Here is a 13,992-nt window from a genome sequence, read left to right on the forward strand (position 1 = left end):
CAAGTTTGACATTATCTCTAAGAGATCAGGGCAGAGTTTGCAGGAAATTTAATGTGTTTATAGTACTTAAATTTGACAACGGGTGCCAAAAATGAAACGTCTTGGCATCAAATACCAACTTCGAATCACCACAATGATTCCAGTTTTGCTGGTTGCCCTTTTGTTTGCCGTCTTTTATAACGGCCAATTTAATAAAGACCTCAATCAGCACATGTCAGGACTCGGTGAAGCCTATATTCGCCAACTGCTGCCTGCCGCACAATTTGCCATGATGCATAATGACATGAAAACGTTGCAAGGTCTGATTAATGCTTCAACGATAAACCCTGAGGTCAAGGCGCTTGCATTTTATAATGCCCAAGGGCATTTATTGGCTTATCGGGGTGGAAAACATTCCATTCATCTTTCTTTCAAACCTGCCCCTTTCAGCGGCGACTACGTAGAAAGCAAGCAGATGAAGCCTTACACCATTAACTTCCTGGCGCCAATTACTATTCCCAAGTTTAATCTGTACTCTTCAAGCGCTTTGCAGGAAGCAGTCAATGCTAACTCTGATGCTTATGATATTTTAGGATGGCTCTCTCTCGATATCGATACCCAATCCATGCTCATTAAACGATATCAAATGTATATCATCACTATTTTCATTACTCTGTTGGGATTATTGATGAGCTTGACTATCCATTATTTTCTATCAAAACGGATTTATAAACCCGTATCACGCCTGCGGCGGAGTATGAAACAAATTCTTAGCAATGAGTTTGAAACCCATATCAACACCACCAGCTCTGGTGAATTAGGTTTGATTGAAAAAGGCTGCGCCCATTTGCAAAAACAATATCTGAATACCATAAATGATTTAAATCACCATATTGAAGTAGCTACTGCCGATCTACAACAAAGCCTGGAGTTATTGGAAGAAAAGAATATTGAATTATCACTTGAAAAAAAGAAATGTGAAGAAAAAAGCAGGCAAAAATCAGAGTTCATTGCCAACATGAGCCATGAAATCAGAAACCCTATGAATGGGGTCATCGGCTTTACCAACGTATTATTAGAATCCAAATTGGATAGCTTGCAGGTTGATTATGTAAAAACCATTAAATCCTCAGCCCAGGACCTGCTAACCATTATTAATGATATTCTCGATTACTCCAAGATGGATGCTGGAAAATTACATTTGGATTGTATTCCATTGGATATTCGTAGCTGTATTGATGAAGTGTTGGCTCTCGCTGCGCCTAATGCGCATAAAAAAGGCATTGACCTTATCCCTGCTACGCAAGTCAGTGTGCCCAGAAAAGTACTTGGCGATCCTATTCGCCTGAAACAGATTATTACCAACCTGATAAGCAATGCAGTGAAATTTACTGATCATGGTTATGTCTTAATCCGCACCTGCATTGAACAGGAATCAGATAAGGATTATACGCTCTGCTTATCAGTGACCGATACAGGAATTGGCATCCCTGCTGAGGACCAACCGAAACTGTTTACCGCGTTTAACCAGGCGGATGTGACTATTACCCGGCGTTTTGGTGGTTCAGGATTAGGTCTGGTTATTTGTAAAAAACTTACAGAACAAATGCATGGACGCATTTCACTAACCAGCGAACTCAATAAAGGCTCCACTTTTTCGGTACATTTGAAACTTGAAAAACTGGCAGCCTATGAAATTGAAAAAGAGCAAAGCCAGCGTTTTGACAATCTCAAGGTGCTTTGTTTTGATGATAATCCTTTGTATCTGGAAGCCATGTGTAACGGACTGGGCCATTGGGGAATTGAATGTGTGCGTGTCACAGCATTTAATCAGCTTGAAAAAGCATTTAACACTTATAAGGACTGTTCTCTGGCCTTCATTAATGTTAATGAAGGCTGTGAAAAACAAGTCGCCCATGTTTTACGTAAACAATCCATTCCTTGCGTGTTAGTTTCAAAATGGATCATTCATAATCCCCAGTCTCTGGGAGCCAAAGCCTTTTTATTTAAGCCCATCAGTATTCAAAAGCTTTATGAGATTATTGAGTCCCTGCTAAATGAAGCATCACAATCCATAAACGCAAACCAGGAACTGGATAATTTACGAGCCCAGCTTCGCCTGGCTCATCCTGAACTATTAATTGCTGAAGATAACCCGGTCAATCGCATGCTATTGTCTTCCTTATTGAGTGAAAATTCCCATATTGAAACGGTAGACAATGGGGAAGAAGCAGTTACAGCTTGTCATAGCAAACGTTATAATGCCATTTTACTGGATTTACAGATGCCCAAACTCAATGGCCTTGAGGCAGCAAGTCTGATTCGTCGTGAATCCATGTTAAACAAGCAAACCCCTATTATCGTCATCAGTGCAGATAGTAGTCATTTAAGCAAAGAAAAATTAAAGAAAGCCGGAATAGATTTTTGCTTACAAAAACCAATAGATGAAACACAGCTGCTGAATTACCTGCTGCGCATCGTAAAAAAATCAAAATCAGCCGCTATTGATTGGCAGCTTTGTGTACAGAAAGTCTCAGGAAATCAGGCATTGGCAGAAGAGTTTCTTGCGCGTTTTGTGGAAGAATTACGTAAAAACAGAGAAGAGTTTATTCAGCTTTTAAATAAAAAAGATATCAAAGGCCTGGAATCTATTGCTCACAAATTACATGGTGCCTGTTGTTTCTGCGGGGTTCCCCAGCTGCAAACCCAGGTGGTTCGCCTGGAAAAACAGGCAAAAGCAGCAAAACAGGTCGACGAATTGAAAAACACCTTTGCAGAGCTCATTCAGAGCATTGACGAAGTCATCGATGAATTCGACAATCTATATCAAGTTAGTCCTTTTGATTAGATTAGGGTTTGTTGACAATTGGAGCCAGAGCCTATGTTCCGCGCTTTATGCGCGGAATCTAGTCTCAAACCTTGTCAAGAGGATGGGTAGTTTCGTGTGGTTTGCGTGGATCCCGCGCATAAAGCGCGGGAAGTGGGCAGTTTAAGTTGAAATGTCAACAGACTCTAATATGGCAAAAAATTACAACACCAGGGAGAAATCATGGCAGTTAAAAACGCAATCTATGCTCAATCAGGGGGGGTCACCGCTGTTATTAATGCTTCAGCTTGTGGCGTTATACAAACAGCCCGACTGTATCCAGAAAAAATAGGGAAAGTATATGCCGCACAAAATGGTATTATTGGCGCATTAAATGAGCAATTGATTGATACCTCACTAGAGAGTGACGACGATATTGCAAAACTGATGCATACTCCTTCTGGTGCTTTTGGTTCATGTCGCTATAAATTAAAAGACAGCGGCGCAGAATACCAACGGCTAATTGAGGTTTTCAAAGCCCACAACATTGGTTACTTTTTTTACAATGGTGGGGGAGATTCTCAGGACACAGCATTTAAAGTATCAAAGTTAGGCAGTGATATGGACTATCCAATCACCTGCATAGGTATTCCCAAAACGGTGGATAATGATTTACCCTTTACCGATGCTTGCCCCGGATTTGGATCAGTTGCCAAATACGTAGCTGTATCAACGTTGGAAGCTGGCTTTGATGTCGCCTCCATGGCCGCTTCGTCAACAAAAGTTTTTATTCTTGAAGTCATGGGACGTCATGCCGGCTGGATAGCTGCTGCAAGTGGTTTGGCTGGCAGTACAGCAAAAGAACCACCGCATATTATTTTATTCCCTGAAATCCCCTTCAAACAACAACAATTCTTAAGCAAAGTCGATGAATGCGTTAAACAATATGGCTATTGTGTGATTGTTGTCTCCGAAGGTATTCGTAATGAACAGGGACAATTTTTAAGCGATGCGGGATTGAGAGACGCCTTTGGCCATGCTCAGTTGGGAGGTGTAGCACCTGTTATTGCCCAATTAGTAAAAAGCGAACTGGGACATAAGTACCATTGGGCTGTAGCAGATTATTTACAACGGGCAGCAAGACATATTGCTTCTCAAGTTGATCTCGAACAAGCCTATGCTTTAGGGAAAGCAGCAGTCGAACTCGCTTTGGAAGGCCATAATGCGATTATGCCCATTATAAAACGCGAACAAGATTCCCCCTATCGCTGGACTATTAGCCATGTAGCATTGGCTGATGTAGCCAATCAGGAGAAAACCATGCCTGCAGACTTCATTAGCGAGGATGGGATGGGAATCACTGAAACCTGTCGTCGCTATTTGGCACCTTTGATTCAGGGGGAAGCCTATCCACCGTACCACAATGGTCTTCCAGAGTATGTACGACTCAAAAACAGGCTTGTAGAACAAAAACTTTAGAATCCGCTGTGAGGCCTGGCAAAGTCAGAGGATGTGTTATTAATAATCCACTACTCTGCAGGTTGATGGACGGTATTGGAGACGTAACGTCCCCTCATTGCATGTCCAGGTCAATTCACCATTCGCCTGCAAGGTAGGAACCAATAAAATAGTACCATCGCCCGCTGCAGGCGTATAATTAATGGAAATCACTCCGTTAGCGCCAATGAGAATTGAACTGACATTAGCAGTAGGTGCAGGACTTATATAACCCGTAGCCTCCTGGTTAACAGGGAACGCATTGGTAGTCATCACCGTCTCCTCTACTGCCACTTTGGCTGCTGAAGCCATATTGAGCCCCTCAACCACCCTGGCCCTTATAATCTGTTCCCTGTAAGCAGGAACTGCAATTGATAAAAGAATCCCCAGGATTGCAATCACAATCATTAATTCAATAAGCGTGAACCCTTTTTGTTTCAAGGTAATCCCCCACCGACAATAACAATTTTAAAAAGCTATCATATCCCACAAACAGGCAATACCAAAGCGTATTTACACCCCTGATCTTTGAAAATGTGATGACCTTGATCTGGATTTTATCTGCTATTTGCAGGTTTTATAGGCAATAAAAGCAAATTTGCGATAAAATACACCCTTTAATCAGTTTTCAGGTTGTAAGAATATGTCTAGCGTGCACTCAACTATCGCTAAAAAACTGTTGCATTATACTGGTAAAGCCATTGCAGACTTCAATATGATTCAGCGTGGCGATCGTGTCATGGTCTGTTTATCAGGCGGTAAGGATTCGTTTACATTATTGACGTTACTAAATATCCTAAGGCAACGGTCGAATAACAAATTTGATCTCTTTGCCTTTACGTTGGATCAGGCCCAACCTGGGTGGGACGATTGTAAGCTTCGCGATTGGCTAAATGAAAAAAATATTCCCCATGAGATTCTCAAGCGTGACACCTACAGCATTGTTAAAGAAAAAATACCGCAAGGAAAAACTTATTGTTCTTTATGTTCCAGGCTGCGCAGGGGGATTATTTATCGCTATGCGGAAGAACAGGGCTTTACTAAAATTGCATTAGGACATCATCGTGATGACCTGATCCGCACCCTTCTCATGTCCATTCTCTATAATGGCGACATCCGCTCGATGCCACCTAAACTCTTAAGTGATAACAAAAAACACGTGATTATCCGCCCTTTGTGCTATGTACAGGAAAGAGACATTATTGCATTTGCCCAAGAGCAAGCGTATCCGATAATCCCCTGCAATTTATGCGGCTCTCAGGAGAACCTGGCTCGACAACGTATTGCCAAACTGATTGATCAATTAGCCGAAGAAAATCCAAAAGTACCAAGCAATATCCTGCATGCCTTGCAAAGTATCAAGCCTAGCCAGTTGATGGATCAATCCCTTTGGCAGTTTAAGAACCTGGAAAATCAACTCGCCCATTCAGAGGGTAGTGAACGTGAAACCGTTATTTCTGATAATGAGCTGGTTTCTTTAGAGGAATAATCATTCCCGATTCAATTCCAGGGATAACGCCAGTGAGTTGGCCTCGACAATTAAATAAGCAGGATTTAACCGATTTTATCTTTATTGATAATACAAAATCCTGGTTTGAGTTCGCCAGTAAGGCCTGCGACAAGCTGGTAGTTTTCACCTCCCTTCACCAGGGCATCCTGCAAAATCAATTTTATCTCAGGAGAGGGTATATGTATGTTCCATATCCCTTCCTTTCCCTCCTGAACAGTAACAAATTGAGACATGGAAACAGGCTCTCCCTGCGCATCACGCCATCCAGCAATTGCACCTTTCAGTGCATCTTCTTCCTGTAAATTGACGGCATAAAAACCACTGGCATCATTAAATTGGCATAAAATACCCGTGAAAGGATGGAGATTTTCCTGAAATTGACTTACCCATATTTGCCGAAACCACGCCTTCTCACCAGTCACAAATTGTTCTTTGTTATCCTCCCCGACTTGTAAATGGCCGTTTAAACGGCCAGTTTGACTGACCAAAAGCTCAACACCCGAACGAAGATCCTGAGTTGCTACGGAATCTTTGGTACTTGAAAGCATGTCGGCTTTGAAATTAAAGCCTGTCTTATTGTTTCGCTTTACCCCAAAAATCCAACTGTCATTAATAGGATTAAACTGCAGGAAATTATGCCCTACATGCCAGTTGCCTGGTTCAGGATTCTCTATTACCGCATTGCTTTCCTCAAATAGCAGTACCTGCTTATTCTGACCACCAAGTAACATTGCCGTTGCATGAAATCGGCTATTGTTTCGCTGCATCTGAAAGAAATAATGATAACGCTCACCGCTCTCATTAGTAACTATCCCGGAAAATACCCAATTTGCCTGCAGGGCATCAAAGGAGGGTATTTCTTTTGTCTGTTCAGGCGGGGTCTTCTCAGGCTCAGCCACAACTGTGGCGGTTATACAACTTCCTGTTAATAAAATGAAATAAAGAAACCACGTATATAATTTCATCTAAATATAGCCTTTTAATTGTTCATGAGACCATAGCATCTGCCAAAATGAATTACTTAATTTTGCCTCTACCGGTAAAAAATACCAGGACTCGTCGGCAAATGATTGGCATTTGACTGCATCCTTTTCTGTCATCACTACTGTTTTTTCATTGAACCGCAATTCATTAGCCTGAAACTGATAATGATCTGGAAAAGGGTATTTTTTAAATGAAATTCCCAGATTATGCAAGGTCGAAAAAAAACGCTGTGGGTTGCCGATTGCCGCAACCGCAGCCACAGGCACCTTGAACTCATCTTTACTTATCGTCTCCCCGGTAAGAAGATGGGTCAACCTGCCAGGTTCCAAGTTCATCGAATAGGCACCCGGCCATTCGCCTCCATTAACCACTAATATATCAGCCTGCTGCAGACGGTGACGCTCTTCGCGCAAAGGTCCTGCGGGTAAGCAGAAGCCGTTTCCCATGCCACGGACTCCATCAATGACTATGATTTCCAGTGCTCGCCCCATAGAATAATGTTGCAAACCATCATCACTGATGATGATTTGACAATCGTGCTTCTCAAGCAGGTATCGAATTGCCTGGACCCTCCTGGGTGCAATCACTACCGGACAGCGGGTATTTTTTGCAATAAGCAGCGGCTCATCCCCTACCAGATCTGCTTTACTCTCCGGAAACACTTCATGTGGGAATTGCTTAATTTTCGCCTTGTAGCCCCGGCTGACAATGCCAACACGCAAGCCCCTTGCTTTCATTTCTTTCGCCAATGCAACAACCAGAGGAGTTTTTCCCACTCCCCCTACAGTCAAATTGCCAACAACGATTACCGGAACTGAAAACTGTTGCTGATGGAAACAGCGTAACCAGGTACGACGAATCTTGATAATAATTTTATAGAATTGGGCAAAAGGCCATAAAAACCAGCTTAGCGGGTGTTTTCCGTACCACAATTTATCAATATTAAATGACATTAAGCAATGGCTTCTTCTGTATTATCTATACCTAATTTTTGTGCTCTGTATAACTGAGCATAATACCCGTCCAGATTTAATAACTGCTGATGGGATCCCTGTTCAACAACCCGACCTTGATTCATGACGATAATCTTATTCGCTCTTTTAATTGTTGACAATCGATGAGCAATAACCAAGGTTGTTCTGGTTTCCATAATTTGTTCCAGAGCCGCCTGAATATAGCGTTCTGACTCGCTGTCAAGAGCCGAAGTAGCCTCATCCAGAATAAGAATGGGGGCATCCTTCAAGATAGCCCTGGCAATGGCCAGACGCTGCCTCTGACCGCCCGATAGCAACACGCCATTTTCACCAATTTTAGTATCATATCCTTGCGGAAGACGACGAATAAATTCATCAGCAAAGGCAAGACGGGCAGCCTGGACAATCTCTTCCCTGCTGGCATTAAAACAACCATAAGCAATATTATTAGCCAGGGTATCATTAAAGAGAGTAACTTGCTGGCTTACTAAGGCAATTTGCTCACGCAAGCTATCCAGGGCAAGCTCAGAGATTGGCTCCCCGTCAAGAGAAATATAGCCACTGTTAGGTTCATAAAAACGCGGTAGCAGGCTGGCAATGGTTGTTTTTCCACTGCCTGAATGCCCAACCAATGCCACAGTTTCTCCAGAGTCAATACTAAAGCTGATATCATGAAGGACTGTCTTTCCCTGGCGGTAAGCATAACTAACCTTATGAAATTGAATAATCCCGCCGGCTTTTTTTGTTAATTTCTTGCCGCAGGCGTTTTCAATGGGCTTGTCCAACAAATCAAAAACGCTTTCTGCTCCTGCCAAACCTCGTTGAATGGTTGCATTTAATGTAGTTAAGGTTTTCATTGGTTTTATTAATTGCAACATCGCGGCGATAATAGCCAAAAAAGAACCGGCAGTAATCGTAATCACTGTTGCTAACTGTATCGCTGCAAAAATAATTACCGCAATCCCTATTGCAATCACAAACTGTACGCCGGAGACATTAATTGCTTTAGAAACTGCAACTTTCATGTCGTTCTGGCGTGAGGATTCTGTCGCCTGATTAAATTTTTCAATTTCATGCGATGCTCCGCCAAAAATCCGGACAACCTGGTAACCATCAATCGCCTCTCCAGCGATTTCGGTTACTTCACCCATTGATTTTTGTACTTTATGACTGATGCGCCGCACACGCTTGTTTGTATAATTAACAATCACGCCCACAAAAGGGATAGTAAAAAGAAACATCAATGACAGTTGCCAGCTAATAATCATCATGACGGTCAGAAGCCCAATCACAAGACAGGTATTTTGTACAAAATCGGTTAATGCATCAGCACTAACCTGAGCAACCTGCTCTACATCATAAAGAATTTTCGATAAAAGCTGTCCTGAAGTTGCTTCATCATAATAGTCAGCAGGCAATTTAATAATATGGGCAAACACCCGTTGGCGTAACACTTTTACCACTGAGCGTGCCACCCAGGTCATGCAATAACTGCCCGCAGAACTTACTAAACCACGTATGGTGATCCCTACCAGGACGATTAACGGGATTTGCCTGACAAAAGCCATATCAATGTCAATAAACCCCTTGTCCAAAAAAGGACGCATCATATAAGTAAATCCAGCATCGATTACTGAATAAAAAATATTGGCGAAAACGCCAAGGGAGAGAATCAGCCAAAAAGGCTTAACGTAAGAAAGCAAACGCCGATACAAAGGACCTGCTTTGCCGTGGGGCTTTTTTTTCATTGTACGCGATAAAGGTTGGCATTGAATGGGAACAAATTTTACCCTTATTTACCGCGAAGCGCCAATTATTGATTAAATTCGGGGTAATTAAAAGGGAAATGAGTCCCTCTCATGGCCTTAGATACCGGCCACCAAAGAGCGGACCAGTCCTGGTCCTTTATAAATTAAGCCTGTATACACCTGTAACAAGGAAGCACCCGCCTGTAATTTTTCACTTGCAACCTGGGGGTTATCAATTCCTCCAACACCTATGAGCGTGACCTTATCCCCTACCATCGCTTTCAATATCTCCAGGCATTCAGTAGACCGTTTGGCCAGCGGATTGCCGCTTAACCCGCCCTGCTCACTACCAAAAGGAAGGTGACTGACGTTGTCTCGTGAGCAAGTGGTATTGGTAGCAATAATGCCTGAAATCCCTTTTTCCAGAATAACCTCAGCCATTTTTTTTAACGTTTCATCAGTCTCATCCGGTGAAAGCTTAATCACCAGAGGGACAAAATACTGATATTTATCCGCCAAACGCCGCTGCTCCTCGCTTAATCGGGTTAATAGGTGGCGAAAAAATTCATCCTGCTGCAATAACCTTAAATCCGGCGTATTCGGCGAAGAAATGTTAATTGTTACATAGGAGGCATAACAATAGACTTTCCGCAAACAATGTAAATAATCATCTGCTGCCGCTGTCAAAGGTGTTTCCTTATTTTTTCCAATGTTAATACCCAGTACTCCTTTGTATTGAGCTTTTTTAATATTGGCTGTTAAAGCATCCACTCCAAGATTATTAAAACCCATACGATTGATAATCGCTGCAGTCTGCGGCAAGCGAAAAAGACGCGGTTTTGGATTCCCTTTCTGAGGGCGCGGGGTCACTGTACCGAGTTCAATGAAAGAAAATCCAAGCTTGGATAAGGCATCAAGATGCTCTCCATTTTTATCCAGGCCTGCGGCCAAACCAACCGGATGAGCAAATTTAAGCCCCATAGCACTCACTGGCTTACTTTCAGGTTGCCGAAAGCAAGTCTTGGGCAACCAATGCAAGGCCGATAACGTAAACTGATGTGCTTTCTCAGCCTCCATACTAAAAAGCAAAGGGCGCATTAATGAATACATGGCAATTCTTCAAAACCGGTATATAAAGTTAATTGGTTATTCTACAGTAAAGTAATCGAGGGAATATACCCGTAATACTTGAAGACACGACATTTTAGACGATTCAATTTTTTGATCATCAAACGTTAGGTTCTGTGCACTTATCGCTAGCTTGAGTATACCTAAACCTGGCATTGCTGCGCCCATACACGCAACATGGCATTGCCACTGGGTTGTAAATGATAAGCAACCTCTTTCACTTCTATACCAAAATTTTCCTCTTGCAAACCAAGCAGTACAGGACCCAAAAAAGGCGAAGGCTTCTCGTGGCGATCAATCAGAGGAAAAATTCTTACTTCTTTGGCAACACGGGCAAGTTCCCTTATAACCTCTAAGTGAAACTCCACATCCTGATCATCCAAATCAGCAAACAGGTAGTGGGAGCTTAAAGCATAATCAAAGGAAAAGTCAGAAAAAGGCAAGACATAGCTATTAATACCGCAATATCGCTTTTCTTTTTTCCCCTCGATATAATCCTTGAAAAACTGCTCCATTCCATCACGTCGCTTGCTGATGAGGGTATCAAGACTGCCATAGAGGCTAAAATCAAATTTTTCCTGATCGCGAGTGATTTTATTCACCATATCTGCAAATACCAACTCCACTTTAGAGTATAAAGTCGCTTTATCGAGATTAAATAAAGGATCACAACTGACTATTCGCCGAGATTGTCCGGTTAATTCCACATTAACAGCACTGGGGCCACAACCGTATTCCAAAATAGATGCGGTCTTGCCTATTCCTGCAAGATCAAACATCTCCTGGTATTCATCCATATGATGCCCCCAAAGTACCAGCTTCCGCATGAATACCTCCTTTAAACTTTTGGCTGCCTAACCCTATTGATAATTATGCCTCGCCTTAAAAACCGGCGTTTTCACAAGGGCGAATTAATCCATATCAAATAGATATTGCAACTTAATTTTGATTAAGTATAGTCTAACCTATTTGCTTAATTAACAGGAAGTCATCCATGCACACAGGCCTTCAAAATCAACTTGGGGAAACTTACGATCTGTTGCGAGACAGTATTTACCAATTTGCCCAGAAAGAAATTGCCCCTTTAGCTGCACAAATTGATGCCGAAAATGCGTTTCCCAACCATTTATGGTCAAAATTAGGCGAAATGGGTTTATTAGGCATCACTATCAGTGAAGAGTATGGGGGAGCCAACATGGGTTATCTTGCTCATGTGGTCGCCATGGAAGAAATCTCTCGTGCCTCTGCTTCTGTTGGCTTAAGTTATGGGGCTCACTCTAATCTTTGTGTAAATCAAATTTATTTAAATGGAAATCACAGGCAAAAACAGCATTATTTGCCTAAACTAATAAACGGCGAACACGTCGGTGCTCTGGCCATGAGTGAATCCAATTCTGGTTCGGATGTAATTAGCATGCAGCTTCAGGCACATGCTGAAGGAGATAAGTTCATCCTTAACGGAACTAAAATGTGGATAACAAATGGCCCAGATGCTGATGTCCTGGTCGTTTATGCTAAAACCGATAAGCAAGCTGGCAGTAAAGGGATTACCGCTTTTATTGTTGAAAAAGGATTTAAAGGTTTTCGTACCGCGCAAAAGCTTGATAAACTGGGAATGCGTGGTTCCAATACCTGTGAGCTTGTATTTGAACATTGTGAGGTTCCTGCGGAAAATGTGCTCGGGGAAGTTAACAAAGGCGCTAAAGTCCTTATGAGTGGACTTGATTATGAGCGTACCGTTCTGGCTGCAGGACCTGTTGGTATTATGCAGGCTTGTATGGATATTGTGCTTCCCTATGTACATGAGCGTAAACAGTTTAACCAGGCAATTGGCGAATTCCAGTTTATCCAAGGGAAGTTAGCCGACATGTATACTGAATTAAGTGCTTCAAGGGCTTATCTTTATACCGTCGCCCGTGCCTGCGATCAAGGCATGGTCAGCCGTAAAGATGCTGCTGGTGTTATTTTATATACCGCAGAGCGAGCGACCCAAATGGCACTGCAAGCCATTCAAATTTTAGGGGGTAATGGCTATATTAATGAATACCCTGCTGGAAGGTTGCTGCGTGATGCCAAATTATATGAAATTGGTGCCGGAACATCGGAAATCAGACGAATGTTGATTGGACGTGAACTTTTTAAAGAAACCGCATAAGGAAAATAAAACATGGAACAGAATGATATTGTTATTGTTGCCGCCAGGAGAACGCCAATGGGTGGCCTGTTGGGGGCATTATCAAGTTTATCAGCGCCTGAATTAGGGGCTGTTGCTCATCGTGCAGCACTGGAACAAGCCGGAATTTCACCTGCCGAAATTGATGAAGTCATCACAGGCTGTGTCTTACAGGCAGGCATTGGTCAGGCGCCTGGAAGACAAGCAGCAATTGCCGCAGGCATCCCTGACTCATCAGGAGCAACCACTATTAATAAAATGTGTGGTTCAGGCATGAAAGCAGTAATGTTAGCTCATGATTTACTTAAAGTTGGCTCAGCAAATGTTGTTTTGGCCAGTGGAATGGAAAGTATGAGCAATGCGCCTTATTTACTCAGCAAAGCACGTGCAGGTTACCGTTTGGGGCACGGTGAAATAAAGGATCATATGTTCCTTGATGGCCTTGAGGATGCCTATGAGCGAGGACAATTAATGGGCTTTTTTGCTGAAGCGACTGCCAGTCATTTCCAGTTTAGCCGCAAACAGCAAGATGACTATGCAATCCGCTCAATGACCCGTGCTCTTCAAGCACAACAAGATCATGCCTTTGTTGAGGAAATAGCGCCAGTTACTGTAGCCGGTCGTAAAGGAGAGGTGGTCGTTGATAAGGATGAAGGTCCTGATGAAAGCAAGCTTGCCAAAGTACCCCAGCTTCGTCCTGCATTTAAAGCAGACGGTACAGTAACGGCAGCAAACTCAAGCTCCATCTCTGATGGCGCAGCAAGCCTTATCTTAATGACAGCTGCTAATGCCAGGAAACGTGGGCTAAAACCACTGGCGCGTATTGTTGCTCATGCAAGCCATGCCCAGGCACCAGAATGGTTTACCACAGCACCTGTCGATGCTATTCGTAAAGTACTGAGCAAGGCCGGCTGGCACCAAAGTGAAGTTGACCTTTATGAAATAAATGAAGCCTTCGCAGTGGTTGCTATGGCAGCGATTACCCAGCTTGAGCTTAATGACGATAATGTGAATATTCATGGTGGTGCCTGTGCATTGGGCCATCCGATTGGCGCATCAGGGGCACGGATTATTGTGACCTTAATGCACGCCCTCAAACAACGGCAAAAAGCACGTGGTGTTGCGTCATTGTGTATTGGTGGTGGCGAAGCAACCGCAATTGCTATTGAAATGCTTTAATAAAAATCGGTAGC

Annotated in this window: 11 protein-coding genes; 5 read left to right on the forward strand and 6 right to left on the reverse strand. The window is 42.9% G+C overall.

All coding sequences use genetic code 11. The features are described 5' to 3' along the window. The first annotated feature begins 91 nt into the window (after positions 1-91). Together letS and E1O65_RS00805 are read left to right on the forward strand one after the other, a co-directional pair. On the forward strand, positions 92-2,827 hold the full coding sequence (gene letS / locus E1O65_RS00800) for a two-component system sensor histidine kinase LetS (protein ID WP_133131690.1): 2,736 nt from the start codon (positions 92-94) through the stop codon (positions 2,825-2,827). Positions 2,828-3,028: 201 nt separating this feature from the next. Next, on the forward strand, positions 3,029-4,264 hold the full coding sequence (locus tag E1O65_RS00805; RefSeq protein WP_133131691.1) for a 6-phosphofructokinase: 1,236 nt from the start codon (positions 3,029-3,031) through the stop codon (positions 4,262-4,264). 39 nt (positions 4,265-4,303) lie between these two features. Here the strand turns inward: E1O65_RS00805 and E1O65_RS00810 are convergent, their stop codons facing one another. Further along, positions 4,304-4,723: a pilin gene (locus tag E1O65_RS00810; RefSeq protein ID WP_133131692.1), complete on the reverse strand. Its 420-nt coding sequence runs from the start codon at positions 4,721-4,723 to the stop codon at positions 4,304-4,306. Positions 4,724-4,925: 202 nt separating this feature from the next. On the opposite strand from E1O65_RS00810, the gene ttcA reads away from it, so the two are divergent. Continuing rightward, on the forward strand, positions 4,926-5,771 hold the full coding sequence (gene ttcA / locus E1O65_RS00815; protein ID WP_133131693.1) for a tRNA 2-thiocytidine(32) synthetase TtcA: 846 nt from the start codon (positions 4,926-4,928) through the stop codon (positions 5,769-5,771). Between the two features lie 65 nt (positions 5,772-5,836). Here the strand turns inward: ttcA and E1O65_RS00820 are convergent, their stop codons facing one another. The 5 genes from E1O65_RS00820 to E1O65_RS00840 all read right to left on the reverse strand — a co-directional run bounded on the left by E1O65_RS00820 (position 5,837) and on the right by E1O65_RS00840 (position 11,453). Further along, the gene (locus tag E1O65_RS00820) at positions 5,837-6,757 is read right to left on the reverse strand and encodes a hypothetical protein (RefSeq protein WP_133131694.1); all 921 of its coding nucleotides are present in this window, start codon (positions 6,755-6,757) and stop codon (positions 5,837-5,839) included. Beyond that, positions 6,758-7,729, reverse strand: coding sequence for a tetraacyldisaccharide 4'-kinase (lpxK, locus tag E1O65_RS00825; RefSeq protein ID WP_133131695.1), 972 nt, complete (start codon positions 7,727-7,729; stop codon positions 6,758-6,760). It lies immediately after the preceding gene. Further along, entirely contained in the window at positions 7,729-9,498 is a 1,770-nt protein-coding gene (gene msbA / locus E1O65_RS00830) for a lipid A export permease/ATP-binding protein MsbA (RefSeq protein ID WP_133131696.1), read from the reverse strand. The genes lpxK and msbA overlap by 1 nt, the downstream gene beginning before the upstream one ends. Positions 9,499-9,615: 117 nt before the next feature. Continuing rightward, a complete protein-coding gene (locus E1O65_RS00835) occupies positions 9,616-10,608 on the reverse strand; it encodes a quinone-dependent dihydroorotate dehydrogenase (protein WP_133131697.1) in 993 nt (330 codons plus the stop codon). Positions 10,609-10,769: 161 nt separating this feature from the next. Further along, on the reverse strand, positions 10,770-11,453 hold the full coding sequence (locus E1O65_RS00840; protein WP_133131698.1) for a hypothetical protein: 684 nt from the start codon (positions 11,451-11,453) through the stop codon (positions 10,770-10,772). 167 nt (positions 11,454-11,620) lie between these two features. Between E1O65_RS00840 and E1O65_RS00845 the strand changes: the two genes are divergently transcribed. Both E1O65_RS00845 and E1O65_RS00850 read left to right on the forward strand, forming a co-directional pair. Continuing rightward, entirely contained in the window at positions 11,621-12,781 is a 1,161-nt protein-coding gene (locus E1O65_RS00845) for an isovaleryl-CoA dehydrogenase (RefSeq protein WP_133131699.1), read from the forward strand. A gap of 12 nt (positions 12,782-12,793) precedes the next feature. Continuing rightward, positions 12,794-13,978: an acetyl-CoA C-acyltransferase gene (locus tag E1O65_RS00850; protein ID WP_133131700.1), complete on the forward strand. Its 1,185-nt coding sequence runs from the start codon at positions 12,794-12,796 to the stop codon at positions 13,976-13,978. Positions 13,979-13,992: the final 14 nt, after the last annotated feature.

Source organism: Legionella sp. W10-070 (assembly GCF_900640175.1).
Taxonomy (GTDB): Bacteria; Pseudomonadota; Gammaproteobacteria; order Legionellales; family Legionellaceae; genus Tatlockia.